The organism is Prevotella denticola, from assembly GCF_900454835.1.
GTDB classification, from domain to species: Bacteria; Bacteroidota; Bacteroidia; order Bacteroidales; family Bacteroidaceae; genus Prevotella; species Prevotella denticola.
This window is the reverse complement of the sequence record NZ_UGTM01000001.1, coordinates 143,303-169,573: the sequence shown is the minus strand read 5'-3', so window position 1 is coordinate 169,573 and position 26,271 is coordinate 143,303. Positions and strand designations below refer to the sequence as shown.

21 protein-coding genes, 1 tRNA gene and 1 pseudogene are annotated in these 26,271 nt (G+C 42.9%); 19 read left to right on the top strand and 4 right to left on the bottom strand.

Annotated features, from left to right (window positions below; genetic code table 11):
- Both DYH27_RS00750 and DYH27_RS00745 read right to left on the bottom strand, forming a co-directional pair.
- Positions 1 to 294 (bottom strand): helix-turn-helix domain-containing protein, encoded by a 294-nt coding sequence (locus tag DYH27_RS00750; RefSeq protein ID WP_025068126.1) that lies wholly within the window; start codon positions 292 to 294, stop codon positions 1 to 3.
- 124 nt (positions 295 to 418) lie between these two features.
- Positions 419 to 1,339, bottom strand: coding sequence for a hypothetical protein (locus DYH27_RS00745; protein ID WP_025068125.1), 921 nt, complete (start codon positions 1,337 to 1,339; stop codon positions 419 to 421).
- A 463-nt stretch (positions 1,340 to 1,802) separates the two neighbouring features.
- Between DYH27_RS00745 and DYH27_RS00740 the strand changes: the two are divergent.
- Positions 1,803 to 2,206, top strand: a pseudogene (locus tag DYH27_RS00740) (site-specific integrase); the annotation flags it as partial.
- A 30-nt stretch (positions 2,207 to 2,236) separates the two neighbouring features.
- Here DYH27_RS00740 and DYH27_RS00735 read toward each other — a convergent pair.
- Positions 2,237 to 3,208: a DUF6268 family outer membrane beta-barrel protein gene (locus tag DYH27_RS00735; protein ID WP_025068123.1), complete on the bottom strand. Its 972-nt coding sequence runs from the start codon at positions 3,206 to 3,208 to the stop codon at positions 2,237 to 2,239.
- Between the two features lie 133 nt (positions 3,209 to 3,341).
- On the opposite strand from DYH27_RS00735, the gene DYH27_RS00730 reads away from it, so the two are divergent.
- The 14 genes from DYH27_RS00730 to DYH27_RS00660 all read left to right on the top strand — a co-directional run bounded on the left by DYH27_RS00730 (position 3,342) and on the right by DYH27_RS00660 (position 18,056).
- Positions 3,342 to 4,310 carry a sensor histidine kinase gene (locus tag DYH27_RS00730; RefSeq protein ID WP_244595161.1) on the top strand — a complete coding sequence of 323 codons (969 nt, stop codon included), beginning with the start codon at positions 3,342 to 3,344 and terminating at the stop codon, positions 4,308 to 4,310.
- Positions 4,311 to 4,314: 4 nt separating this feature from the next.
- Complete coding sequence (locus DYH27_RS00725; protein ID WP_025068121.1) at positions 4,315 to 5,055, top strand: LytR/AlgR family response regulator transcription factor; 741 nt, start codon at positions 4,315 to 4,317, stop codon at positions 5,053 to 5,055.
- Between the two features lie 591 nt (positions 5,056 to 5,646).
- Positions 5,647 to 6,984 (top strand): site-specific integrase, encoded by a 1,338-nt coding sequence (locus DYH27_RS00715; RefSeq protein ID WP_025068120.1) that lies wholly within the window; start codon positions 5,647 to 5,649, stop codon positions 6,982 to 6,984.
- Between the two features lie 7 nt (positions 6,985 to 6,991).
- Positions 6,992 to 7,915 carry a DUF6043 family protein gene (locus tag DYH27_RS00710; RefSeq protein ID WP_025068119.1) on the top strand — a complete coding sequence of 308 codons (924 nt, stop codon included), beginning with the start codon at positions 6,992 to 6,994 and terminating at the stop codon, positions 7,913 to 7,915.
- Between the two features lie 174 nt (positions 7,916 to 8,089).
- Positions 8,090 to 8,404 (top strand): helix-turn-helix transcriptional regulator, encoded by a 315-nt coding sequence (locus tag DYH27_RS00705; protein ID WP_025068118.1) that lies wholly within the window; start codon positions 8,090 to 8,092, stop codon positions 8,402 to 8,404.
- Positions 8,405 to 8,408: 4 nt separating this feature from the next.
- Positions 8,409 to 9,599 carry a primase-helicase family protein gene (locus tag DYH27_RS00700; protein ID WP_025068117.1) on the top strand — a complete coding sequence of 397 codons (1,191 nt, stop codon included), beginning with the start codon at positions 8,409 to 8,411 and terminating at the stop codon, positions 9,597 to 9,599.
- A gap of 464 nt (positions 9,600 to 10,063) precedes the next feature.
- Positions 10,064 to 11,002 (top strand): toprim domain-containing protein, encoded by a 939-nt coding sequence (locus DYH27_RS00695; protein WP_025068116.1) that lies wholly within the window; start codon positions 10,064 to 10,066, stop codon positions 11,000 to 11,002.
- A 183-nt stretch (positions 11,003 to 11,185) separates the two neighbouring features.
- Positions 11,186 to 12,529: a MobV family relaxase gene (mobV, locus tag DYH27_RS00690; RefSeq protein ID WP_025068115.1), complete on the top strand. Its 1,344-nt coding sequence runs from the start codon at positions 11,186 to 11,188 to the stop codon at positions 12,527 to 12,529.
- Between the two features lie 67 nt (positions 12,530 to 12,596).
- On the top strand, positions 12,597 to 12,887 hold the full coding sequence (locus tag DYH27_RS00685) for a helix-turn-helix domain-containing protein (protein WP_025068114.1): 291 nt from the start codon (positions 12,597 to 12,599) through the stop codon (positions 12,885 to 12,887).
- Complete coding sequence (locus DYH27_RS00680) at positions 12,887 to 15,439, top strand: DNA cytosine methyltransferase (protein WP_029216535.1); 2,553 nt, start codon at positions 12,887 to 12,889, stop codon at positions 15,437 to 15,439. Before DYH27_RS00685 ends, DYH27_RS00680 begins: the two co-directional genes overlap by 1 nt.
- Before the next feature lie 6 nt (positions 15,440 to 15,445).
- Positions 15,446 to 16,639 carry a hypothetical protein gene (locus DYH27_RS00675; protein WP_025068113.1) on the top strand — a complete coding sequence of 398 codons (1,194 nt, stop codon included), beginning with the start codon at positions 15,446 to 15,448 and terminating at the stop codon, positions 16,637 to 16,639.
- Positions 16,632 to 17,006, top strand: coding sequence for a hypothetical protein (locus tag DYH27_RS00670; protein WP_025068112.1), 375 nt, complete (start codon positions 16,632 to 16,634; stop codon positions 17,004 to 17,006). The genes DYH27_RS00675 and DYH27_RS00670 overlap by 8 nt, the downstream gene beginning before the upstream one ends.
- 103 nt (positions 17,007 to 17,109) lie before the next feature.
- Positions 17,110 to 17,442 (top strand): hypothetical protein, encoded by a 333-nt coding sequence (locus DYH27_RS00665; protein ID WP_147287448.1) that lies wholly within the window; start codon positions 17,110 to 17,112, stop codon positions 17,440 to 17,442.
- Positions 17,443 to 17,450: 8 nt separating this feature from the next.
- The gene (locus tag DYH27_RS00660) at positions 17,451 to 18,056 is read left to right on the top strand and encodes a hypothetical protein (protein ID WP_029216537.1); all 606 of its coding nucleotides are present in this window, start codon (positions 17,451 to 17,453) and stop codon (positions 18,054 to 18,056) included.
- Between the two features lie 89 nt (positions 18,057 to 18,145).
- Here the strand turns inward: DYH27_RS00660 and DYH27_RS00655 are convergent.
- Positions 18,146 to 18,227: transfer RNA gene (locus DYH27_RS00655), tRNA-Leu, on the bottom strand.
- 190 nt (positions 18,228 to 18,417) lie between these two features.
- On the opposite strand from DYH27_RS00655, the gene DYH27_RS00650 reads away from it, so the two are divergent.
- The 4 genes from DYH27_RS00650 to DYH27_RS00635 all read left to right on the top strand — a co-directional run bounded on the left by DYH27_RS00650 (position 18,418) and on the right by DYH27_RS00635 (position 25,933).
- Positions 18,418 to 19,509 carry a mannose-1-phosphate guanylyltransferase gene (locus DYH27_RS00650; RefSeq protein WP_025068109.1) on the top strand — a complete coding sequence of 364 codons (1,092 nt, stop codon included), beginning with the start codon at positions 18,418 to 18,420 and terminating at the stop codon, positions 19,507 to 19,509.
- Positions 19,510 to 20,211: 702 nt separating this feature from the next.
- Positions 20,212 to 23,289, top strand: coding sequence for a SusC/RagA family TonB-linked outer membrane protein (locus tag DYH27_RS00645; protein ID WP_029216538.1), 3,078 nt, complete (start codon positions 20,212 to 20,214; stop codon positions 23,287 to 23,289).
- A gap of 24 nt (positions 23,290 to 23,313) precedes the next feature.
- Complete coding sequence (locus DYH27_RS00640; RefSeq protein ID WP_029216539.1) at positions 23,314 to 24,867, top strand: RagB/SusD family nutrient uptake outer membrane protein; 1,554 nt, start codon at positions 23,314 to 23,316, stop codon at positions 24,865 to 24,867.
- Positions 24,868 to 25,030: 163 nt separating this feature from the next.
- Positions 25,031 to 25,933 carry a hydrogen peroxide-inducible genes activator gene (locus DYH27_RS00635; RefSeq protein WP_029216540.1) on the top strand — a complete coding sequence of 301 codons (903 nt, stop codon included), beginning with the start codon at positions 25,031 to 25,033 and terminating at the stop codon, positions 25,931 to 25,933.
- The last annotated feature ends 338 nt before the right edge of the window (positions 25,934 to 26,271 follow it).

Below are 26,271 nucleotides of genomic sequence, written 5' to 3'. Positions count from 1 at the left end.
TTACTTCTGCATTAAAGGTTTGCTGGCCATGATGTACCTTTGGGCTTCTTGATTTATCTGTGCAGAAGTTTTAATTGGGTTCTGCCGTAGCCACGCTTCAAGTTCAGCTTTCTCAAAGTAAAGCATCTTTCCTTGTGGTTTGTAATGTGGTATCAAGTTTCCAGAAGTAAGTTTGTAGAGATAACTCTTGGAAAGATTTAAGAACTTGCTTGCTTCCTCGAAGCTAAGCACGTTCTTGTTCATGAAAACCAGTTGTTCGAGTTCTTCAACTCGCGTCTCTAATGTTTTGTCCATATTGCAAACATTTTGAATTAAACAATATGAAGGTGCACCTTCGCTAATTATTCGTTAACGAGGGCAAAATTAGAAACGATAAAAGTAATTGGCATTGAGCAATGTTTGAGGTATCAACCTATGCTCAACCTTTTTTCAGTTGTTTGATGTATTTATCAATGATTTCCCATCCTTTCGGCTGCTTCATGTTGATTTGGTCTGTTGCGGTGGAAAGGTCGGTGCGTGTCAGTGGCGTATCTTTTGTTTTCCCCAAGACAAGTTCATTACGAGCAATCGCAGATTGCCATTCATCAGTAATGAACCCTCGAAGATTAAGACTTTGCATGAGATATGCCAGCTGGCGATTGTTGTTTGATTTCAAAACACCTTTTAGTTTACAAGCAAAAAAGTCTTTGAGTATCTTGGCAGATATGTGGGTCGTGAATAATTGGATTTCGTTGATGCAAGCGGTAAGAATCTCAATTTGCTCTTCTGTAAACTCGGATTGAAATGGATTTATTCCTTTACCAACGATGACCGGTTTCTTTTTCTGCTCACATGGTTCATCGTTTACCAAGACAGAAGAGCGAGACCGATCAGTTTGTACCTCTGTCAATTCAATTCGTTCTATTTCTGCCATGAGATATTTTGCGTATCGTTCATATAGAATTGCATCAACAAGATACGAGAACATCGGCAGGACATCATTATATAAGGTGTGTGTCTCAATGTATTTCGCATATTCAAACGAAGATACAGAGAATGAGGCATATTTCTGTTTTTGTTCTTTGGTCAGTGATTCAAAGAAGGAGCTTTCCCATAAAAAGTCGCCTTCATTGTAGTACTCCTCTACACATACAAGGGCAGGATAATTCAGATAAATGGAAGATAGTTCATCGGTCATTCGGATATATTCTTTTTGCAAAATCTCTTTAAACTGCATATTGCTTACACAGCTCTTTTTCCTCAGAATATTTCCAATGAGCACATTGTAGGTCTGAGTAATGCAGTAGTTTAATATTCGTTGAATACTGTCAAGCTGTATCTTTAGATTGTCATTTTCCATTTTTGCAATTTTCTAAGATAGGTATTGTTTACAAAGATAGGGCATTCGTTGGAGAAAAAGCCAAGGAAGGGGAAAAAACAGAATAAAAGGGAAGAGTTGTCGTTAATTAAACATAAAACTAAGTGGCGAAAAACTATAAAAGTACACCTTTTTCTTTGTTTTGTTACAAAGTACACTTTTAGTACATATTAAAAAAGAAAAGCCCCTTGTAAATCAGTGATTTACAAGGGGCTTGTGGTACCAGACTCGGTACAAGATAGTGAAAACAAGAGAAACGAAAAGAATATATAATACTGATAATCAGTAATTTGAGTTTTTCTTATTTTTGCTAAATTAGCCTATTCTTGCCTGTTTTTTGTTAGATAGTACACTTTGATTTTCAAGACTTTTTAGTATCTTTGCAAAATAAGAAAACACCTGAAAATAAACGAGTTAATGATTTTACTCGGTTTGAAATGTGTGACGAGCATTTATCCTTTGCGCCTGTATTATGGTCTGCGTTTCTGCGATGTGAAAGACTTAACCTATAAGAATATCGACTATACCAACCATCTTTTGAAGTTTGAGCAGAATAAAACCAAAGGACATTCTGCCAATAGCGGTGTGGTTATCCCTTTGAACGATGGTTTGCTTTCATTGATAGGAGAAGATCCAGAAAACTTAGATTCATCCATTTTCAACTTACCCACTTATGAGAGCTGTTACAAATCAGTAAAACGGTGGGTAAAGCGTGCAGGAATCAATAAACACATCAGCTGGCACATGGCACGCCATACATTCGGTACGCTTGCTTTGAGTGCGGGAATTCCTATTGAGAGTATCGCCAAGATGATGGGACACACTTCAATCGCTAGCACACAGATATAATTGCATAGAAAGGCAACTTCTTATCATCGGCTAAAATTCGATATTCAAACCGGCAGAAGCATAAGGAGATACTTGGAAATAGCATGACCTGTCCCGAAACATACTCTTTAAGCTCCTGTCAGTGATTTCCGCAGGGCGTATGACATGAATGCCGGCCGTGAGGGGAATAGAGATGCGTTTGCCGAGTTTTATTTTGGGGCGGAAGCCGGCGATAATGTATTGGTGGGAGAAGATTTTGTCTTTTCCGTCCTGCACCATCAGCGCCATTTGTCCCTTCATTTCCGCCACGATGTTCAGACTTAAATGCCTGTTCGCATTATATCCCGCCGACATTTCCACACCGTCCATCATCGAGATTTTTACGGTATATTTTCCAGCCGTCGCCCAGTTCAGGTAAAAGGCGGGGAACAGCATCGGATAACCGAAGGAGTTATTCAAAACAATCCCCCCGCCCAATTCAAGATTCGGTTTCAGATGATAGATGAAAACCACTCCCACACTGCCTAAAACGTTCTTGAACCTGATTTTGGAAAGCTTAGTGCTCGGCATATAAATGCCGCCTCCGACGGTGGTGAGCATCGACCATCTGTCATTCAAAGGCCTTAAATGATTCAGGCTCAGGCCGAGGTTCATTATCTCGTCGATGACCAAAGGCTCCGTGAAACCTTTGTTATCGAGCCTTACATATGCTCCTCCCACACTGAGTGCCCACATGGTAGGGCGTTCGTTTTCATCGAGTTTCATCGACAGCGGAATATTGACACCGCCCTGATAAACAACCGCCGAACCTTTGCTGTTTCCCACTTTCCTGTCCGTATCGCCTTCTGTCATTCGATAATCCGATTCTCCGAAATATTCGGTTTTGAACATGATTTGGGCATTTAAGCCCGTGCAGGCAGTCATCATTAATTCTAAAAGCAATATTTTTTTCATCTTGGTATTTATGAATGAATAATAATAATAATCTGCCACAAAGTTATATGTCCGACCGCCATTTGCCAAAATCTCTTTGACGAATCACAGCTTTACCTTTGACGAATAATAATATATCTTTCATTTAATCCGTTAACTTTGCAGTATGAATATCGACTTGATAAAAAAAGACCGATACATTATTATCCCATTTTGGATATTGATGTTTTTTATTTTCTGGCTTCAGGTGATGCCGCAAACGGCGTCGGCACTCGAATCGGTGCTGTTTGCTGCACTTCTGATCATTACGATATGCCCTGTTGCCAACTACCTGAGCGGACCTTTGCTGCTGCGAGCCATGAAACAGAAAGAAGCAGGGCGGTTTGCCGGGCAGTTTGTCGCGTTATCGCTGGTTGTGGGACTTGTCTTCGTGAGCTGCATCGAACTGTTTTCCGGTTTGGAAAAGGCGGGAGTGTTTCTCGTGTCAGGCTGTTTCAACTTGTCAGCAACGCAACCTTACGCCTTTTTCGTACCTGTTTCGGCGGGTGTTATCATCAATATCGCCATTTGTGGACTGCGTTTCTTTTTGGAATATGTCAGGTCGCAGCAGCAGCTTGCCGAATATCGGTTGTGCACGCTCAGGCATCAAATGACGCCTCACTTCATGTTCAACGTGCTGAACGACATACACGTGCTGATGCAGACCGATGTGGAACTGGCGTCGGAACTGCTGATAAGGTATTCCGAGATATTGCGTTATCAGCTGTATAGCGGGGACAGGCAAAGCGTAACGCTCGGCGAGGACGTGCAATTCCTGAAAGATTTCATTGCCGTGGAGCAGTTGCGCCGGGACGACAGGCTCACGGTGTCGTGTTCGTGGGAGATTGAAAACGCACAGGTGGAAATCCCGGCATTGCTCTTCATTGCGTTTGTGGAAAATGCGTTCAAGCATGTTGCCGGTGCTGATATGGAAAAGGGATATATCGATATTTGTCTGCGGCAGGCGGGCTGTACCATCTTTCTTGAAGTAAAAAACTCTAAACCGGCATTGCCTGCAAGAAGAACAGATACGGGAGGGAGGGGACTTAAAAACATAAAAGAGCGGTTGGATATACTCTGTTTCGGAAAATATGACTTGACAATCGATGAAACGGAAAACTGCTATCATACAAAACTTGTAATTGATTTCTAAACCGATGGTGGAAATGATATTGAAAACGAACCCGTACAGGATGAAATGTTTGGTGGTGGACGACGAGTCGATTGCCGTAAAAGGAATTGCGAACTATATCGGAAAGTTGGATTTTCTGGAAGTTGCCGCTTCCTGTTCGTCGGCGTCGGAGGCAGCCGAAATCCTCCGAAACAAAGAGATTGATCTGATGTTTCTGGATATTAACATGCCCCGTCTTTCCGGATTGGACTTTTTGGAGTCGTTGGATAAACCGCCATTGACCATCATCACCACGGCATATTCGGAATATGCGCTCGATGGTTTCCGATTGCACGTTACAGATTATCTGATGAAACCCATTGCCTTTCAGCGCTTCTTTCAGGCGGTATCGAAAGCACGGGAGATGTTTCTCCTGCAAAGCGGACGCGAAGAAACAACGGCTCCGGGCATGTATATCAGGCAGGGAGATTCCTTCAAGCGGATTGCATGGGAAGACATTCTTTACGCGGAGGGTATGCAGAACTACGTAAGACTGCATTTCGAGGACAGGGTTTTGACCATTCACCAAACCATGACGTCTTTAGAAGAAATGTTGCCCCGAGAAGCCTTTTTCAGAACACACCGCTCCTTTCTTGTCAACATATCCCATATAGATACCATTTCGGGAGGGCGGATTTTCATGGGCGGGAAAGAACTTCCCGTCTCAAAGCAGCGAAAAGACGAGCTGTTGCGGTCTGTTGTGTATAAGAATCTGATAAGTAAATAGCAATGACAGTACGAGAAACTCATTGAAGTTCTCTTGTATGTGTACCAAAGGCAGTCGATATGAGAGCAGAATCCTTTGCAGAGTATGAATAATAAAGAAATTCAAGTATGTATGGCAAACTTCCGAATAAAATGGGATCACTCAATAAGAACGAGAGTGTGTCCAAATGGTCATATTCTCTTTTTCTGCACAAAGCCCCGACTTTCTCAAGCCAGGGCTTTACTATTTCCTAAAGTTTTTATGTCGTTAATTAAATATAAAACTAAGAGACGAAAAATCATAAAAGTACACCTTTCTCTTTGTTTTGTCATAAAGTACACTCTTAGTACGCCTTGAAAAAGAAAAACCCCTTGTAAATCAGCTATTTACAAGGGATTTGTGGTACCCAGACCCGCATTTGAAATATTAAATACGGGAACATCTTATTTAATCCTATTAAATCTCATTACTTAATATAAATAACTAATAATCAATGCAATAAAGTAATAACGAATTTAGTTTGGTTGAAAGTGATAAAAATAAATTTAGGATGATTGGGAACAATTTGGGAACAATTATGTATCTTTGCAGCAGAACTAAAAGCATTGATTTATGAAGGTTACTGCATTCATCCGAAAGACCGCAAAAAAGAATGATACGGATAGTATGGCTACTATCTATTTTCGTTTGCGTGACGGAAAGAAAGACATTAAGGCTGCAAGTGAGCTTGTAATTAATCCCAATCATTGGAGTAGTGAGAAGCAAGGGTACAAAGACCGTGTTGCGCTGGTTTCTGAAGAGAATAAATTACATTTGGCGCAGAGTATACAAGATATTGTGTCAGTAATTACAGAGCAATATACAGAAGAAGCAGATAGTGAATGGCTGGCAATGATTATCAACAAGTACCATCATCCTAATCGTTACAAAACGGAAGAAGAGTTGATGCAGGAAAATAAGCCAAAACTCTTGGAACTCTTTGATAAATTTCTGATAGAACATAAACTATCAGCAGTACGAGTAAAGAACTTTAAGGTTATTAGGCGTTCACTGGCACGGTATGAAATGTATGTGAAGACCGTAAAGCGTGGACATCGTGATTTTATTCTTGATGTAGATGATGTAACCTCTAACACTTTAAGGGATATGTGGGATTTCTTTGAAAATGAGCATATCTATTATGAGAAATATCCCAAGCTATATGAAGCGTTTCCAGAGAAGCGTGTTCCATTACCAAGAGGTAAGAACACTTTGATAGATAGATTTTCTCGCATAAGAACGTTCTTTATTTGGTGTTATGATAGAAAGATAACAACAAATCGTCCTTTCGATGATTTCCCATTGGACGAATGTACTTATGGTACACCCTACTATATAACATTAGAGGAGCGTGATCAGATATTTGATGCAGACCTATCCGCACATCCACAGCTTACCATTCAGAGGGACATCTTTATCTTTCAGACCTTGATAGGTTGTAGGGTGAGTGACTTATATAGGTTGACGAGAAGAAACATCGTGAATGAAGCTATTGAGTATATTCCCAAAAAGACAAGGGAAGGTAACCCTATTACTGTTAGAGTGCCATTAAATAGCAAAGCCAAGACAATATTGGCACGCTACAAGGACTATAAAGGTGCTAAATTATTCCCATATATATCAGAACAAAAGTATAATGTGGCTATCAAGCGTATTTTTCAGGAAGCTGGTGTAGATAGAATTGTAACAATCTTAGACCCTTTGACGCATGACGAAGTAAAACGCCCATTGTATGAGGTGGCAAGTAGCCATCTGGCAAGACGCACATTCATTGGTAATATCTATAAGAAAGTAAAAGACCCGAATTTAGTTTCCGCATTGTCAGGACACAAAGAGGGAAGTAAAGCCTTTAGACGGTATAGAGATATTGACGAAGAAATGAAGAAAGATTTAGTAAAACTTTTAGACTGATTGAGCTATGAAAGGAAGTTTTGAAGATTTCAAACAACTTATAAAAGAGTGGCTTGATACACATCCGAAAGAGTATGGTTCATTTGTTGAAGAGATGAACCGTAAGGATAGTGCTGGGTTTCAGAAAGTCTTTATGTTAGTTGTAAAGATTGTACCGAAGTACAAGAATGAGGTCAAGAAAAGAATGTACAATGATACACTGAAAGATTTTTCTGACTTGGAAGAGATGCTTACTAATTCAACCCTTGCAGAACGATTGGTACATGAATTTCATGACACTAATAGGCAATCTATCGTTCCTGCAATGCTTGCGTGGCTGTATTTTGGCAGAAGCTACGAGTGTATGGTAGAGCAGGGGGAGAGCCTTATTCATAATAGTAAAACAAATAGAGTTCATAGATGGATTTTGTCGTTGCTGGTCAAATACATTATTCATAAAAGTATATCTTCTGGAGAAAGAACTAAGGAGGACTGGGAGGAATTTAGATTGTATAAGCGTTCCTTGTCCACAGATACTGTTGTTGAATCTGCATTGGAGGAAGCGAAAACTTCTGATGGTAACAGTAACAATGCTATCAACAAGAAGCGTGGCAGACCAAAGGATGAAAGGAGTCTGAAGGAACTTCTGAAACCAAAAGAAAACGAAGAGCTACTTTCTAAGATAAGGAATAGAATATTAACCAAACCAAAAGAGAAAGATATTGTTTATCTCAAAATTGCTTTGGAAGAACGGGGCTTACTTAACGAATGTGATATTGCGCCATTTCATAGAGTATTATCCGACTATTACAACGTTCAATTAGTGGGACTTCGTGGTGTTCAAAATGCCTATAAAGAGCTTTCAGAGACTATTGGGAAAACAGGAATTAGGTTGATGGATAAGGGAGAAGACCGTGCTTCAATAGATGAATTCAAGACCTTTTTATCCTAATAACAGTTCGTTTAATTCGTTTAATATTTAAGCGAATTAAGCGTTTTGCAATTCGTTGAAAATCAATCATTTTTCGATATAAATTTGCAGTCGTCATCTCAACCGAGGTGGCGACTTTTTGTTTGCAAGCCACCGACAACAGGAAGTCAAACAAGCTGGTGGAGTCTAAAAAATATGACCGATATTTTATCTATCATTCAAGCCTCTAACGCACATGTGCGATTAGAGGCGTCAGGTGAGGATTTGTTGGCATTTTCCAACGATCTTATTAACCGCGCGAAAGACGAACTTACAACTATCGCTGAAGAATCACGCAAGGAGCGCTTTCTTTCAAAGGAAAAGGTAAAACAGCTATTTGGAGTTTGTGATGCTACTTTGTGGCATTGGGGAAAGAAGAACTATCTGAAGCCTATAAAGGTAGGGAACAAGGTCAGATACAGAATGTCTGATGTGCAGAAAATCTTAGGTAACGCAACCTCACAAATATAATACTATGGAAAAGGAAGAATATATCCGAGTTGGTACCACCTTATATAAATTGGTGGACCAACCCAAGTTAGGTGGTGGTTTTGTGCGCAAGCGTATCGTTTGGAACAACGAAACATTGCGCCAAGATCACGGTAAGGACTTCATTGCAAGTGTGCCTAAGTACAATGGTTTTTGTACCTTGCCAGACCATGTAAACTATCAACCTGTTGTTGCAAACTTCCTCAATCTCTATGAGCCGATAGACCATGAGCCAAAAGAAGGAACATTCCCTCATATCGAAGCCCTTGTGTCGCATATATTTGGCGAACAGTACGAGTTAGGAATGGATTATATGCAGCTGCTCTATCTAAAGCCCATTCAGAAGTTACCTATCCTTCTGTTGGTATCAGAAGAGCGCAACACAGGTAAAAGTACCTTCCTCAACTTCCTTAAAGCCATCTTTAAGGACAATGTAACCTTTAATACGAATGAGGATTTTCGCAGTCAGTTCAATGCTGACTGGACAGGAAAGCTCATTATCGTAGTAGATGAAGTACTGCTTAACCGTAGGGAAGACAGTGAACGACTAAAGAATCTAAGTACCACACATACCTACAAGGTGGAAGCCAAAGGAAAAGACCGCTCTGAAATAGCCTTCTTTTCCAAGTTTGTGCTCTGTTCCAACAACGAGTACCTCCCTCTTATCATAGATATGGGAGAAACCCGCTATTGGGTAAGAAAAATAGAAAAACTGCAATCTGATGATACAGATTTCCTCAAGAAGCTCAAAGATGAAATACCTGCCTTTCTATTTTTTCTCCAGCATCGCACACTAAGTACCCAAGAGGAAAGCCGTATGTGGTTTAATCCTAAACTTACAGAAACGCCAGCTCTTAAACGTATCATCTGCAGCAATCGCAATAAGTTGGAAATTGAGATGGCTGAACTTGCCATTGATATTATGCAACAGATGAATATCAAGGAATATTCCTTCTGTCTGAATGATATTGTTTCACTACTCAACTTCACACAGGTGAAAGCCGAAAAAGGGCAAGTGCGTAAAGTAGTACAGGATATTTGGAAGCTACAACCAGCAAGTAATACGCTTTGCTATACCACTTACCAGATAGATTACAACCGCCCCAACTATTATTCTGATGTCAGGCGCATGGGAAGGTACTATACGGTCACCCTCGAACAACTTTTAGCGTTATAACCCTTATTATTTTGATGAATTGATGAAAAGAGAATATAACTCACTGAACATAAGGGAAATAAATACTCATCAAAAAGACATCATAAATAAATCATTGATGAAGAGGTTATTGCTATCCAAAAGAGAAATTATCATGTATATACATGGTTTCTCTTTTGGTCAGCAGTAAATCCCGAACAAGTGAAGTCGCGATAATCCTACTTCGTGAAGTAGGCAGCACTTTTGTCCGCATAAAAGTACAACTTGCTCCCCAAGAAAAAATATCTTATCTGGTAAATAGTGATAAGATGAAACCGTGAAATAACGAAGTAAAGATATAAGGAAATAGTTGCACAAGCATCACTTCCCCTTTAGATTATTTTTTTGATGAAGAGTTGATGTATAATATAAACATTCATTATCAAGCACTTACAAGTAAACTCATCAAATCATCAATTTTCTAACAACATCTAAGCCGTACAATTATGAACATTGAAACAGCAAAACATATCAAATTGCAGGACTTTCTGCAAAGTATAGGGCATACACCTATCAAAATTAGTGGCGAAAAGTTATATTATAAATCGCCATTTAGAAACGAAACACAGGCATCATTCAAGGTTAACACAAAGCTCAACCTTTGGTATGACTTCGGACTTGGCAAAGGTGGTAGTATCATCGCACTTGCAGAAGAGTTATATCATTCAAGAGATATTTCCTATCTGCTTGCACAAATAGAAAAGTCAGCTCCAGGCATATCCACTATGAACTATCACTCCTACCAACCTACAAGGATTACTACTCCAGAAGAACCTGCTTTTAAGAACATAGAAGTCTGCGAACTATCTCACCCTGCCTTACTTCATTACCTCGCGGAGCGCAAAGTGGATATTGCGATAGCTCAAAAGGAATGTGTAGAACTACATTTTACCTATAAGGATAAAACCTACTTTGCTATAGGCTTTGCTAACAAGATTGGTGGCTACGAACTGCGCAACTCATTCTTCAAAGGCTGCATAGCACCTAAATCATTTACGATTATCAAATTGAAAGACCAAGCCAATAGCTGTCTGATATTTGAGGGATTTATGGATTATCTATCTTATATGACCTTGCAAAAGCAAAGCAAGGGTATCTTAACCCTTAGTGATGACAAGTCAGTGGGAGCTTCGGATTATATCATCCTTAACTCCATCACCAACTTGCAAAAGGCAAAGAGCCTTTTAATGTCCTATGAAAACCTCGTTTGTCTTTTCGACAACGATAGAGCAGGCTGGGATGCTTATGCAGAACTCTCAAAAGAGTTAGGGAATAAGGTAAAAAATGGCGCACGAGCTTACTCAAAATATAAGGATATTAACGACCTACTTTGTGATAAACCTATCATCATTCAACAACAAAAGGGAAAAGGAAGGGGGCTATAAATCATCGCTTGCTCCCCTATGGATATTTCACAAAGCGAAATACCATAGCTCATTAGGGCATTTTCTTTACGCAGCCGTTACACTCCTCTGCTAAAAATGCCCAATGAGCAAAGGAGAATCCCCTTTTGAAACCCCGAAGAGAATCACCAACCTAAACGTAAAAACAAATAATGTAAGAGGACTATGGGATACGCAGTATTACATTTAGAGAAAGCAAAAGGAGCCGACACGGGTATGTCTGCTCATATCGAACGCACCATTCATCCTAAGAATGCAGATGAAAGTCGCACTCACTTAAACAAAGAACTCATTGAGTTCCCCGATGGAATCCACTCCCGAAGTGAAGCAATAAGCCATCGCATCAATACGGCTGGTATCACTCGCAAGATTGGTAAGAATCAAGTACGAGCAATCCGGGTATTGCTCACAGGAACGCACGAGAAAATGAAGCAGGTAGAAGAAAGTGGACAACTTGGTAACTGGTGTCAAGATAACATTCAATGGTTACAAGAAACCTACGGCAAAGAAAACGTTGTGTCGGCTGTTCTGCACATGGACGAGCATACACCACATATACATGCTACGATTGTACCTATTGTTACCTGTGAACGGAGGAAAGCCCAAAAAGAGGAAGAGAATGGTAAACGTAAGTACCGAAAGAAGAAAGCTGGTACAACTCGGTTGTGTGCTGATGATGTCATGGCACGGAACAAGTTAAAAACTTATCAAGATAGCTATGCACAACTCATGAACAAGTATGGGTTACATCGTGGTATTGATGGATCTGAAGCTAAACATATCTCGACTTCTGAATATTACAAATCACTCATTGGTGCAACCGAAAACCTACAAAGTGAACTACATACACTTGAATCAAGCAAAGAACAGCTAGAATCAGAACTTAAAGAGGTGAAACAAGGAATAAAAGTAGAGAAACTGAAAAGTTCTGCAGTAACTGCCACAACAGCGATTACGGATAGTATATCTTCTCTTTTCGGGAGCAATAAGGTTAAACGTTTGGAGGAAGAGAACAAGCAACTTAAAGTCGATAAACTTGAGCTTCAACAGAGTATAAATGCTTTGTGTACTCAAATCACTACTGCAGATATACTGCACAAGCAACAGTTGGAGCTGGTGAAAAGTGAGCATACACGTTATGTAATCAACAAGCAGAAAAAAGAAAGTAAGTTGGAGGAACTTATTCCTTATTTTGCTGATATTAAGGCTATCGTGCGTGAATGCTTGCAAATGGGCTTTGTTCCTAACTTAATAAAGGCAATCGCTTGCTTCAAAAAGGTTAGTTTTAGTGGTTCACTTTACTCTAAGCAACACAATCGCAAGTTTGACACAGAGCAATCTGTTGCGTACATCAAGAATGTAGTTCGTCCAGAGCAAAAGAACAAATGGCAGTTGTTCATTGATGATTTGCCAGTAGTAGATTGGTTTAAAATGAAATATGAGCAATGGAGAGAGAAAGCGGAATTGGTATATAAGGAAAAAGCAAGAAAGAGAGGAATAAAAATATAAGTAAAATTGTTACTCTCGTGTAAAATTCGTAACTTTGCCAAATAATGTCAAGACAAAAATAGTTAATATGTTGTTTTCCGAACGAATAAAAGAATTACGTACAATAAATCAAATGCCGCAACGTCGTTTAGCTGCGGCACTTGATATTGATACGGCTACCTATTGTAAAATAGAACGAGGAGAGAGGAAAGCCAAAAAAGAACAAATTGTGATATTATCAAATTTGTTTCATGTAGCTCATGAAGACCTATTGACTTTGTGGCTAGCAGACAAGGTCTCAGATGTGATAGCAACTGATAAATCTGTTGCTTCAGATGTGTTGTCATTAGTGAGGAATGAATTAAAGCATGCAAAGTGATGCCAAAGAAGACTTATAAAGAAATAGAATTGCCTCAATCTATTGTTGAGGAAAGCCGTTCTCCGTATGGACTACACACATATATCAGCTTATTCAGTAGTGCTGGTATAGGTTGCTACGGGTTCAAAGAAGAAAATTTTTACTGTCTTGCAACAGTAGAATTGTTAGAGCGAAGATTAAAGATTCAAAAGTACAATCAAAAATGTGCTTATGATAGTGGCTATATTTGCGGTGATATGACTGAGCAAGCAACACAAGACAAAGTGTTCTCTGAATTAAGATTATGGCAAAAGAATTTCAATGTAAAAGATTTGGATGTGCTTGTTGCGACTCCTCCATGTCAGGGAATGTCTGTAGCTAACCACAAGAAGAAAGATGAATTGAAACGTAATTCGCTTGTTGTGGAGTCTATAAAAATGACTAAGCAAATACAGCCTAAGTTTTTTATTTTTGAAAATGTAAGAGCATTCTTAACTTCAATTTGTACTGATATAGATGGGGAAGATAAGACTATTCGTAGTGCCATAGAGCTTAATCTCGGAGGTTCATATAATATATTGTATAAGGTTGTTAATTTCAAGGATTATGGTAATCCGTCTAGTAGGACTAGAACACTCGTCATAGGAGTAAGAAAGGACATTAGAGAAATTACTCCTTATGATGTTTTCCCAGATAAGCAACCAGAGAAAACACTCCGTGACGTTATAGGTGAATTACCTTCGCTAAAAACAATGGGAGAAATCTCCCCCACTGATATATATCATAATTTCAGAAAGTATGCCCCTAAGATGGAGGCATGGATTTCAGAAATAAAAGAGGGACAATCTGCATTTGACAATACAGATATAAATAGAATACCTCACACTATAAAGAATGGCGTAGTAGTTTATAACGCACGTAAGAACGGAGATAAATATACTCGGCAATGTTGGGATAAAGTTGCGCCATGTATTCACACACGCAACGATATAATGGCTAGTCAGAATACTGTACACCCTGTTGACAATCGTGTGTTCAGTATTAGAGAAGTCATGCTAATGATGTCCGTCCCTCATTCTTTCCAATGGTCTGATATACCCTTTGATACTCTAAACACTCTATCTATAAAAGAAAAGGAAGCCTTTCTCAAGAAAGAGGAAATGAATATCCGCCAGAATTTGGGAGAAGCTGTTCCTACTGTAATATTTAGGCAGATTGCACATAAAATTCGTAGAGTTTTGTGTGCTCCAGTTATTGCAGAACAGGATATAAAGAAACTTATTGAACAACGTAAATTGGCTGAACAAAAAAATCTTGTAGATTTTATAAAGAAATCTACAGGAAAGAAGTTTTTTGAGCTGTCAAAAATAGCAGAATTAGCCAATGCCAATAGAGACGACAACGCAGCTTATTATACTCGACAGGATATATGTTTTTCAGTCGTAAAAAACTTGCCAGATTTTAAGGGAGCTGCCGAATTAAATATTTTGGAGCCATCCGTAGGGGTCGGTAACTTTATCCCTATGTTGATAAAAAAGTATGAAGATTTACCATCTGTAAACATAGACGTTGTCGATATAGATAATAGAAGCATTGAGACCCTGCAAAACTTACTAAACCACGTGACTATTCCTGAGAATGTACATATCAACTATATATGTGCAGATTTTCTGTTGCACATTTTCAGCAAAAAATATGATGTTGTAGTAGGTAATCCTCCTTACAAAAAGCTAACTAAAGAGAAAAACTTGCTTGCATCATACAAATCAGACATTTACAATACTGATACAAACAATATTTTTGCTTTCTTTATAGAGAAAGCGATGTTATTAGGTAGTGTCGTTGCACTTATTGTTCCCAAAAGTTTGATTAATGCTCCAGAATTTAATAAGACGCGCTTATTGATGGCTAAAAAGAAGATTTCCCACATCATAGATTTTGGAGAAAAGGGATTCAAAAATGTTAAGATAGAAACTATTGCGTTTGTACTTGAAACAGCTAAGAAACCAGAAAATACAATAGTGGAATCTTATATTACAGAGCGAATAGATGTGCAAAAGCAAGCCTATCTTACTGACGATAATTTTCCTTGTTGGATTATTTATAGAAACCAAGAATTTGATAATGTAGCCAACAAATTAGAGTTTGATGTTTTTAAGGCATATAGGGATAGAGTGATAACAAAAGCGATTACAAGTAGTCATGGACAAATCAGAGTGCTAAAATCACGCAATATAGGAAATAATGAGATAGTAAACATTCCTGATTATGATAGTTATATTGATGATATAGACGGTCTTGACGTTGGAAAATTCCTAAATCATACCGATTGCGTATTATTGCCAAACTTAACTTATAATCCTCGTGCGTGCTTTTTGCCAAAGGACTGTATCGCTGATGGCTCAGTAGCTATACTTACGCTAATAGATAAGAATGACAAGGTTACAAAACAAGACCTTTCGTTTTACTCTACAGAGCAATTTACAAAGTTCTATGCTGTAGCAAGGAACTTAGGAACTCGTTCGTTAAACATTGATAATAATTCCGTTTTCTTTTTCGGGAAACTCAAATAAAATATTATGAGAGATCAAATAACATCATACCTGAATCAATTTGATTTAGATGTTAGAAAGTCTGGAGATGCTCGCTTCATGGATCAAAAGTGTACTCCAGATGTAGTATGTTTCATAGCAGATTGCATTATAAATGCTGTGGACACTACACATGAGTTTACTGTGTTAGATATTTGGGAAGCACGTTATTTTATAAAGAATGCAAAAGCAATCTTTAATAAACCTCTCCCAACTAACCCTACAGCACGTAGCGAGTATGATAAGTTTATACAACAACCTCTTAGAATGCTTGCTTATGCACATGTTTTGGAAATAGAAAAACGCTCTGGTAAGAACTATTATAGTGTTGCTAATATGGATATTCTAGATTACATTGCACAAAGAGAGCGTAATACTTTTAATTTCCTTTACTGTTATCTTGTCAAGGTATTAAGTGATAGTGGACTCTTGAAATATTTTGATACTTATAAGAATAAGTGCCTCCAAGGAAATGCTACAGCAGCAGATTTTCAAGAACTAAAGGATAGGTATGATAAATTTACCATTGGTTGCACTGCAATCAACACTAATGTTGAAGTCCATCGCATTTTCCCAAAAGTTCTCAATGTTTATGCTGTAGAAAATCAAATCAATGGTACGGAGAAAGGGCGTATGTCCCAATATGCTTTTACATTTTCTGACTTAATGTATAATCGTAAGAATTGGCGAGACTTAAACAAAGAGAAGTCTATTACACGTCAAGAAGCAGAGCAACAACAAGACATAGAACAGCAAGAAGCATATAATGCTTATTATGTTCAAAAAGCAATGAATCTACTCCGCAAGATACAGATAGATAGCGAAGTACATGATCAGTATGGAAATGGTGAAGCGACACAAGTTCATCATATCTTCCCCAAATCACAATTTCCGCAGTTGGCTCACTATTTAGAAAATTTGATTAAGCTGACAGCTACTCAGCATTATACATTAGCACATCCTAGTAATAGGACTCAGCAGATAAATCGAGATTATCAACTAACCTGCCTTTTAGCAAAGGCTGATACTGTTGAAACTTCATTGAAAACAGTTGGAGATAAATACTATCGCAAGGAGTCCTTTATCTTCGTTATAAACACAGGATTAGATCAGAATATTTCACTTAGCACATCATTTGCAGCATTAAAGAATGAACTAATTAAAATTTACAACTATGTATAAAAAATCTTTTGGAATAAATGGACAAATACAGTTTGCCAATGAGCATGAATATTATAAACTCATAGGGTTTCTTGCTAAATCTGATGGTAGTACATCATTAGTATGGGAGCATAATGAGGAACAAGGAGCTTGGGGGAGCGAAGGGCGTATTCAAATTTATAGGGCAATTCTACCAAACAATATGGGTAGGCTATCTTTATCAGCAGGCGTTGGTAATATTATAAATAGACTAAACTGTAATGAGTTTGTACAAGATATTGTAAGAAATCATGGTTTTGTCATGGGGGTACAGCAGGATAAAGAAAATGTCTTGGAAACGATACCAGATGAATTTAAAAAAGATTTTGAGGAGGGCTATAATGCTTAAATGTGAGTTATAGTTTAAACATTATTATGTCTATAATATGCGAAATGTATTATTTTATGGAGTTCTATTACATAACATAGGATTCTATTAATACATGGTATATATGGCACATCAAAAAAGTAAAAACGTATTATTTATGCCAGTAATAAAAAGCCAAGACAAAGAGACACGGGTTGAGAGGTTGCTTGTAGCCCTTGATAGTCTGTGGGGGAAACTGGTAATAATTGTAGCTATTTTATGTGTTGGCTTTAAGGGAGGATGTTATTTTCAGGAAACTAAGATGACTCGAAACCAACTACAGATAGATAAAGAACAATGGGAAAAATGGGTTGATAAAGAGGCAAATTATAGGTCTGAAATAGACAGGTTAAAACAGGAGAGACTTGAACTCAAAGCCCAAATAAATAATCTGAAGTTTCTTAAAAAGATACAATAAAATCTATTATGAAGAAAATCCAAGAGCAAACACTTAAGGAAATAGTTTCGGAACTTTATGAGGAGTTAGAAGCAAAGTCCTTGATGGATGATAGAAATATAACAGAAACAATAGATAAGTTGAATCAAAGAATCGAGATTCACGAGAAGTCGAAACGAGGATTGGCAAATCTTTGGATGTTTCTTATTGTTGTTTTTACAAGTTCACTTATAGCTAATATGCTATTATTCGATAGAAATGATACGTTGGAGTCCAAATTGAACTTGCTAGAGTATAGGGATTCTCTTTTTGAACAATTTATAGAACCCGATTCTAATTCTTTTATTACATATAGGACGGTAAATGGTAAACCTGTTACATATCATCAATTAGAGATGGAAAAAGACTCTTTAGAGAAAAAAAATATCAACATTGAAAATCTAAAAGAGCACTATAGAATACAGTTAGGTCTCGTTATACGGAATTACCCTATAACTTTTCAAAAAAGAGGAAATATTTATATGATAGAAGCACCACAAATTGATTCTGCGCTTCATTTATTACCAGTCTATAGAGATATGGTTAAATATGATCCTAGGAATCAGACGTGGATAGTTAGTAGATATAATAACTAATTCCTAGCTTAACGGGAACAATTTGGGAACATTTATAAAACAAGAAAAAGCTAAGTGTTTAATAATAAACTACTTAGCTTTTTACCTCGTACCCAGACCCGGGCTCGAACCGGGATGGATTGCTCCACTGGTGTTTGAGACCAGCGCGTCTACCTATTCCGCCATCTGGGCATGATTTTGTCGTCAGAGCAACAGGTGCAAAGTTAGGGAGAAAATCTGAATGCGGCAAATTTTTATCAGACAAAATATCAGGCACGGAATGATTCGTCATGATTTTTGGTATTTAAACAGAAAAGATTTGGAGGTATAACATATATAAGGTATCTTTGGGGGACAGAAACTGGTTAGCTTAGATAAAATAATGACTACGAAACAGAACAACTATTGCGTGATTCTTGCAGGCGGCAAGGGCAGAAGGCTCTGGCCGTGCAGCAGGGACAGGTTTCCAAAGCAGTTCATCGACTTTTTCGGTTCGGGCAGGACGCAGCTCCAGCAGACCTTCGACCGCTTTGTCCGCATTCTTCCCAGGGAGAACATCTACATCAATACCAGCCGCAGATACCTTGACATCGTCCGCAAGCAACTGCCGGAGATTCCCATGGCCCATATCATGGCCGAACCGATACACCGGAACACCGCCCCCAGCGTGGCATGGGCTGCACACCGTATCATGATGTCCAATCCCAAGGCCAACCTCATCATTTCACCCTCCGACCAGCACATTGTCAATGAGGAGAACTTTCGGCGGAATATTGCAGAAGGACTGCAATTCGTCGAGACCAATGACGCACTCCTCACGATGGGCATCAGTCCGACCCGTCCCGAACCCGGCTACGGCTACATACAGAAGGGTGCATATACGGGTACGGGCGATATTTACAAGGTACAGGCGTTTACCGAGAAGCCCGACAGGGATTTTGCCCGGATGTTTATGGAGAGCAAGGAGTGGTACTGGAACACGGGGCTGTTCCTCTCCAACGCCCGCCATCTACAGCAATCCCTTTCCAGGATTCTCCCTTCCCTCCTGCACACGGAAGAACGCACAGAAGAAATGGCCACCATAGAAGCGGAAGACGCCTTCATGCAGGAGAACTTCTCCCTCTATCCGAATATGTCGTTAGACTATGCCGTGCTGGAGAAGTCGGACAACGTCTATGTGATGAAATGTGATTTCGGATGGGCGGACCTTGGTACCTGGCACGGTCTCTACGAGGCCATGAGCAGACGTGAAGGCGACAATGTCATTATCAACTCGGACGTCATCCTTGAAAATGCGACCAACAACATCGTGAAGATGCCCGAAGGCAGACTGGCCGTCATCAACGGGCTGGACGGCTACATCGTGGCCGAGAAAGACAATGTGCTGTTTATCTGCAAGAAAGAAGACTCCTCGGCACTGGTGAGGAAATACGTCAATGAGATACAGATGAAGAGGGGGGAGAATTTTGTATGAGTCCCTCTTCCCGATTCCTCCAAGGGGGAAAGTCTGACGGAATGCGGATGGCACTGCTCACTTGCTTCCGCTATCTATCCTCAGAAGCCCCTGCAGAACGCTATTACATGAGACTATCGGAAGTTGTAACTTATTGATAATCAAATACACGGTTTTGGGCAAACTGATTTTTGCAGATGTCTCTTTTATCTGGTCATGAAGGAAAAGCCATACAGGAAAGAGAGTCCCTACCGGCCGGGAACAGGAGTTCCAGCCTTCGGGAACACGCATCCCAGGCATCGAGAACAGGGGTACCAACCGCCGGGAATTCCCGACACACGCCGATGATGTCTTCGGGAAACAGCCTGGACGGATTTCCCGCACACCTTTCTTTGCTCCATCTGTCCTATCCGCAGCATTGGTATTCATTGTCGTCCAATATTACTGACTGCCGGTCAGCTGTCTTATCCGTTGACAGACAATGTGCTGTAACGCACTCTACTATACTTCCCTACCCCATTGTCAAGGTGTGAAGAAACAATGTGTTTATACAATTTTTATGCTTTTACAGTGTTATGTTATGCAAAAGCAAAATTATAATCCGTAACCATTAACATAGATAAATCTTCAATTTATTTAAACATTCTTTGGCACATTAAATAAATATTCATACCTTTGCACCGGTTTTTATAGAGAATTTTACATTAATAATTTTGTTTTTTTATGGCGAAAAGGTTGTCAATGGTTTTAGCAGGTCTGTTCCTTTGCATAGGTGTTGCATTGGCGCAGACAGAGATTTCAGGAACTGTTGTTTCGGCTGATGACGGTGAGCCTGTGGTAGGCGCATCCGTCCTGGTTGTCGGGACACAGATGGGAACTGTTACAGACATTGATGGTAATTTCCATCTGTCTGTACCTGAAGGGAAAAGTCAGTTACGTTTCCAGTATGTAGGTCTGAAGACCCAGATTGTTCCGGTGAAGAACGGCATGCGTGTCGTGATGAAAGCAGATGCCGGTTCACTCGACGAGGTGATTGTGACAGGATACGGTAACTTCAAAAAATCAAGTTTTACGGGTGCGGCAGCCAGCATCGACCCCGGCAAGCTGGCCGATGTGCCGGTAACATCCGTCCAGGACAAGCTGGCCGGTTCCATTCCTGGCGTTACGGTGACGAGTTCGTCCGGTGCTCCAGGTTCCGTCGGCAGCATCCGTGTCCGCGGTATGGGTTCCATCAATGCGGGCAACAATCCGTTGTATGTCATCGATGGTACACCGGTGATTTCCGGCGACCTCAGTGCTGCACAGTCAAGTTATAACGAGTCGGGAACAAGTGCGCTGGCAACGCTGAACAGCAATGACATCGAGTCGATTACCGTCATCAAGGATGCCGCTGCCGCTTCACTGTACGGTTCGCGTGCCGCCAACGGCGTGATCGTCATCACGACGAAGAGCGGCAAGAAGGGCAAGACCCATGTCGACTTCCGCAGCGACTGGGGGTTCTCCAACCTTGCCATCGACTATCGTCCCATGCTGGGCGGTGACGACCGTCGTGCGCTGTTGTCCCTCGGGCTCAAGAACTTCGCACTCTACAAGAAAGGCATGAGTGAAGCCGATGCGGAAGCCTTTGCAAAGAAGAACATCGAGAACTATGCTGCCAAGCCTACTGTAGGCTATGACGAAAGCGGCAATCCCATCCAGGAGTGGACCGACTGGAAAGACCTTCTTTTCAAAACGGGACATCATCAGAACTATCAGGTAAGCCTCAGCGGCGGCAGCGAGAACACGCAGTTCTACACCTCTCTGTCCTACATGAAGCAGACGGGTATCACCGCCAACCAGGCACTGGAGCGTTTCACGGGCAATGCCAACCTGACCCACAGGTTCGGACACTTCACCTTGAACTACTCCGCCTTGTTCACGAAGATGAACCAGCAGCTTGCCAATGAAGGCACGAGCTTTACAAGCTCAATCGCCAACTATGCCTTCTTCCAGTCACCGTCCAGCATTGCCTATCTTCCTGACGGCAGCCTGGCATCAGGCGCACAGACGAAGAGCGTCGTCAAAATCAATCCGCTCTACGAGTACGAACACTCGAGCGACAAGAGCGACATCAAGCGTACGCTCAATTCGCTCAGGCTCGACTGGAACATCTGGGACGCGCTTCACTTGAGCGAGAAGGTCACCTACGACTATACCTCCAACACGGAGAACATCCTCTGGGACCGTTACTCCAACGACGGTGCGCCGGGTGCGGTGATGCAGCGGGTGGTAAGCGACCTCAGCCAGCTCAACGGCCAGACACAGCTGTCATACGTAAAGAGCTTCGGTCTGCACAACGTGGATGCGCTTCTGGGTTATGAGACGGAAAAATACACTTACAGGTACAACTACATCAACGGTACCGATTATCCCGGCGACCTCTATGAGTTCGGCAATGCCGGTACGACCAGTGCCGAGAGCAACAAGAGCGGATACACGCTTGCCAGCTGGCTGGGCCGTGTCAACTACAACTACGACAACAGGTACTATGCCGGCGTAAGCTACCGCCGTGACGGCAGCAGCCGTCTGGCAAAGGCGAACCGCTGGGGCGACTTCTGGTCGGTATCAGCCGCATGGCGTTTCGGTGCAGAGAAGTTCATGGAACCGGTGAAGCACGTCCTCAGCGACGGCAAGCTGCGTGTCAGCTACGGTGTGAACGGTACGCTGCCGAGCAACTATTACGACTACATGAACCTCTACAAGTTCGGACGCTACTACAACGGGAAGTCGGGCATGGCCATCGTCGGCATCGGCAACCCCGACCTGAAGTGGGAGAAGAACCGTGCATTCAATGTCGGTCTCGACCTTACCTTCCTCGACCGCATCTCCGTGACGTTCGATTACTATGTACGTAGCACCTCCGACCTGATCTATGACCTGCCGGTTTCAGCCGTGCCGGGCTACTTCAGCGGTGACAGTCCTTACCTGCCGACTTCTCCGAAAAATGTCGGTTCGCTGCGCAACAACGGTTACGAGGTGACCATCACGAGCAACAACATCCAGACCAAGGACTTCTCATGGACAACCTCTCTGAACTTCGGACACAACCACAACAAGCTGACGAAGATCTACGGCGACCAAGACCAGATCATCAGCGGTGTCCGCATCCACAAGGTCGGCGAGCCTTACTACAGTTTCTACGGCTACGAGTATGCAGGTGTCGACCCGGCGACAGGCAAGGAATCGTTCTATCTCAATGACGGAACTGCCGATGCCCGCAAGACGACCACCGACCCCAGCAAGGCCCACAAGGTCATCATCGGCAACCACGAGACCTCCCTCGAAGGAGGCCTGAGCAACAACCTTACCTGGAAGTTCGTCGACTTCGGTCTGAACTTCACCTTCTCTCTCGGCGGCAAGGCCTACGACGGTGCAACATGGCAGCACGACAACGGATCCTACCTCTTCCGCGGTGCCGTCCCTGCCTACTATGACATCAACAAGACGTGGAAGGGTCCCGGCGATACCAGTGCCTCGCAGCCTGTATTCCAATACGGAAACACAAGCGAGAACTCTTCGCGCTGGCTGATGCCGACAGACTATCTCCGTCTGAAGAGCCTGACGCTGGGTCTCACCGCTCCCGGCAACTGGGTATCACGCTTCGGTCTGAGCAAGGCCCGCTTCTACTTCGCCGCAAGCAACCTCCTTACATGGAAGTCGAAAGACCTCACGGTCGATCCGGAGATGCGTGTCGACGGCGTATGCACATTCCAGACACCTGCCCTCCGCACCTTCACCTTCGGTCTGGAACTGGGTTTCTAATTGTTTAACAGATGATGATTACTTATGAAAAGAACTTATAAGAACATATATACATGGATGCTGGCTGCCACAGTAGCTTTCGGCCTTGCATCCTGCGGAGACGACTTCTTCGACCAGCAGCCTTCCGACGGAGTAGATGCCGGCAAGGCACTCAAGAACAGTTCAGACCTCGAGACCGCCCGGACAGGTATGTACCAGGCGTTGAAGGGGTCATCGAATTTCACCGACTACTATGGTGCGCAGATGTTCCTTTACGGCGAGATGCACGGCGAGGATCTGCAGTATAACCAGAACTTCGGCAGCAACCGTGCCGAGTTCTACTACAAGATGGAGTACACCTCGGCAAGCAGCTTCAGACAGTCAACGGCCATCTGGCAGTCGCCTTACAAGGTCATCGGCAGTGCGAACCGCATCATCGAGGCGGCCGACGGCGGCAAGCTGTCCGACAAGACAGAGGCGGCAGCAGCCATCGCACAGTACCGTGCCGAGGCTCTGGTGCTGCGTGCCATGGCCACCTTCGACCTCACCCGCATCTACGGCAAGACCTATACCGAGGACAACGGCGCATCGCTGGGCGTGCCATTGGTGACCAAGGTGCTTGACAGCAATGAAAAGCCCGGCCGCAACACCGTTGCCGAATGTTATGCACAGGTCATCAAGGACCTCAAGGAAGCCATCAGCTCCGGTGCATTGACGACGACCTCTTCCAAGGAGAATGTCGGGTACATCAACCTCAATGCTGCAAAGGCACTGCTCGCCCGTGTCTATCTGACGAAAGGCGACTGGGCAGATGCTCTCTCGACGGCGGAGGATGTCATCAGCAACTCCGGCAAGCAGCTCTGGACCCGCGACCAGTATGTCGCTGCATGGGGCAAGGACAACAGCGCTCACTTCAACGAGATGCTTTTCGAACTGTCCGTCACCAACACCAAGGACTGGAACGACCGTGAGGGCATCGCCTACCTCTACGCCGAGAGCGGCGACAACGGCGTCGGCTACAGCGATGTATGCGCCACGAAGAACTTCGTCGACCTGCTGGCGCAGGATCCGGCCGACATCCGTGCCGATGTCTTCCAGAAGGCAACGACGGATGAGGGCGACAAGGTGTTCGGCGGAGCGAAGGTCTATCTGAACAAGATGCCGCGTGTAGGCGGTGACCCGCGTTATGCCAATGTCCCGATGCTCCGTCTCTCAGAGGTTTACCTCACGGCGGCCGAGGCCGCCTTCAAGTCGGGCGACAAGGCAAAGGCCGCACAGTATCTGAACGATGTCATCAAGAACCGCACGACAGATACCTCACGCCTGGTTACGGCTGCCGACATCACGGCAGCGCGCATCTCACTGGAACGCCGCAAGGAACTCGTGGGCGAGGGACAGCGTTTCTTCGATGCCGTCCGCAACAACGAGACCATCACCCGCTACACGGATGACGGCCACCGGGGATGGCATGATGTCCTGACAGAAGAGGCCCGGAGCTACAACCGTGATTACTACAAGTCGCTGCCGGCTATCCCAAGTTATGAGACGGATGCCAATCCGACACTCAAGGCACAGCAGAATCCCGGTTACGGCGAGTAGGTCCGCAGCCTGTTCATAGATTCTCCTTACACTGGGGAACTGACTGCATGATGCAGCCGGTTCCCCTTTTTCTATGCCATTTTAGAATTATTACAGGTCGGGGATGCGACTGTCCGGCGTTTTTTTCCTACTTTTGTCAGGACATATCAAACTTGACAAGACGATGACGCTACAACAACTTGAATACATCATGGCAGTCTACCGGCTCAGACACTTCGCAAAGGCGGCCGACTACTGCGATGTGACACAGCCCACCCTCAGTTCGATGATACAGAAACTGGAGGACGAACTCGGCGTGAAAATCTTCGACCGCAAGCGGCAGCCTATCCAGCCGACAAAGGCAGGCATGAAGGTGATAGAGGAAGCATGGAAGGTGCTTTCAAGGGCAAAGAAGCTCCGGCAGACCGTCGAAGAGGAGAAACAGACGCTTACCGGCACCTTTGAAGTGGGCGTCCTGCCCACCATCGCACCCTATCTCATCCCGCGCTTCTTTCCCCAGCTGATGAACGAACACCCGGAGATGGACGTCAGGATTACGGAAATGAAGACAGAAGATATGTGCAGGGCTGTCAGGAGGGGCGATATTGACGCCGGCATTCTGGCAAGGGTCGGCGGTCTGGAGGGAATGGACTGCACGCCACTCTACCATGAACAGTTCCTCGCCTATGTGGCTGAAAACGACCCCCTCTTCAGCAAGGAGTTCATCCGTCCGTCCGACCTGTCGGGCGAATACCTCTGGCTGCTGGACGAAGGGCACTGTTTCCGCGACCAGCTGGTGAAGTTCTGCCATCTGAAGTCGGCGGCACGGAGCAAGAAGAGCTATAACCTGGGAAGCATAGAGACCTTCATGCGGATCGTGGAGAACGGCAAGGGCGTCACCTTCATTCCGCAGCTTGCCCTGTCCCAGTTGACCGACGGGCAGAAACGACTTGTCCGGCCGTTTGCCCACCCTATTCCTTCACGTGAAATCATCCTTATGACCTCGCCCAGTTTCATCCGCCGTACGCTGCTCGGTATGTTTGCCAAATGGATCAAGGATTCATTGCCGGAGGAAATCAGCAAGTAGCATCCGGGCGACGGACCTGCGCATCCTCCACCCAAAACGGACGGCGGAAACGGGAAAGGACTATCCTTGCACAAGACGAGAAAATACTTTACAATCAATGCAGAAAATCCTTGTTCTCTTCCATCCTGACCTACGCTTTCGGAAATGAAAACGGTCACCTCGATTCCAATCAGCCCTCACCTGCTTTCCGGTTAACGCCTGCCAGCATTCCAAGCAAGGCTTACTTGCACGTCAATTAACGCCTGTCTGGCCTGCAAGTAAGCACTGTCTCGAAACGGCACTCCATATTGCTGTCTGTAAGCTATTTACAAGTGCTTCCATCTTCCTCAGATTCCGTG

What these genes read in the sequence shown, in the direction of transcription:
- DYH27_RS00680 (WP_029216535.1), top strand. Translation starts at nt 12,887, where the DNA reads ATGCCAAAGAAGACTTATAAAGAAATAGAATTGCCTCAATCTATTGTT.
- DYH27_RS00650 (WP_025068109.1), top strand. Translation starts at nt 18,418, where the DNA reads ATGACTACGAAACAGAACAACTATTGCGTGATTCTTGCAGGCGGCAAG.
- mobV (WP_025068115.1), top strand. Translation starts at nt 11,186, where the DNA reads ATGGGATACGCAGTATTACATTTAGAGAAAGCAAAAGGAGCCGACACG.
- DYH27_RS00705 (WP_025068118.1), top strand. Translation starts at nt 8,090, where the DNA reads ATGACCGATATTTTATCTATCATTCAAGCCTCTAACGCACATGTGCGA.
- DYH27_RS00745 (WP_025068125.1), bottom strand. Translation starts at nt 1,339, where the DNA reads ATGGAAAATGACAATCTAAAGATACAGCTTGACAGTATTCAACGAATA.
- DYH27_RS00750 (WP_025068126.1), bottom strand. Translation starts at nt 294, where the DNA reads ATGGACAAAACATTAGAGACGCGAGTTGAAGAACTCGAACAACTGGTT.
- DYH27_RS00665 (WP_147287448.1), top strand. Translation starts at nt 17,110, where the DNA reads ATGGCACATCAAAAAAGTAAAAACGTATTATTTATGCCAGTAATAAAA.
- DYH27_RS00685 (WP_025068114.1), top strand. Translation starts at nt 12,597, where the DNA reads ATGTTGTTTTCCGAACGAATAAAAGAATTACGTACAATAAATCAAATG.
- DYH27_RS00700 (WP_025068117.1), top strand. Translation starts at nt 8,409, where the DNA reads ATGGAAAAGGAAGAATATATCCGAGTTGGTACCACCTTATATAAATTG.
- DYH27_RS00695 (WP_025068116.1), top strand. Translation starts at nt 10,064, where the DNA reads ATGAACATTGAAACAGCAAAACATATCAAATTGCAGGACTTTCTGCAA.
- DYH27_RS00660 (WP_029216537.1), top strand. Translation starts at nt 17,451, where the DNA reads ATGAAGAAAATCCAAGAGCAAACACTTAAGGAAATAGTTTCGGAACTT.
- DYH27_RS00635 (WP_029216540.1), top strand. Translation starts at nt 25,031, where the DNA reads ATGACGCTACAACAACTTGAATACATCATGGCAGTCTACCGGCTCAGA.
- DYH27_RS00675 (WP_025068113.1), top strand. Translation starts at nt 15,446, where the DNA reads ATGAGAGATCAAATAACATCATACCTGAATCAATTTGATTTAGATGTT.
- DYH27_RS00715 (WP_025068120.1), top strand. Translation starts at nt 5,647, where the DNA reads ATGAAGGTTACTGCATTCATCCGAAAGACCGCAAAAAAGAATGATACG.
- DYH27_RS00670 (WP_025068112.1), top strand. Translation starts at nt 16,632, where the DNA reads ATGTATAAAAAATCTTTTGGAATAAATGGACAAATACAGTTTGCCAAT.
- DYH27_RS00710 (WP_025068119.1), top strand. Translation starts at nt 6,992, where the DNA reads ATGAAAGGAAGTTTTGAAGATTTCAAACAACTTATAAAAGAGTGGCTT.
- DYH27_RS00645 (WP_029216538.1), top strand. Translation starts at nt 20,212, where the DNA reads ATGGCGAAAAGGTTGTCAATGGTTTTAGCAGGTCTGTTCCTTTGCATA.
- DYH27_RS00640 (WP_029216539.1), top strand. Translation starts at nt 23,314, where the DNA reads ATGAAAAGAACTTATAAGAACATATATACATGGATGCTGGCTGCCACA.
- DYH27_RS00725 (WP_025068121.1), top strand. Translation starts at nt 4,315, where the DNA reads ATGGTGGAAATGATATTGAAAACGAACCCGTACAGGATGAAATGTTTG.
- DYH27_RS00730 (WP_244595161.1), top strand. Translation starts at nt 3,342, where the DNA reads ATGTTTTTTATTTTCTGGCTTCAGGTGATGCCGCAAACGGCGTCGGCA.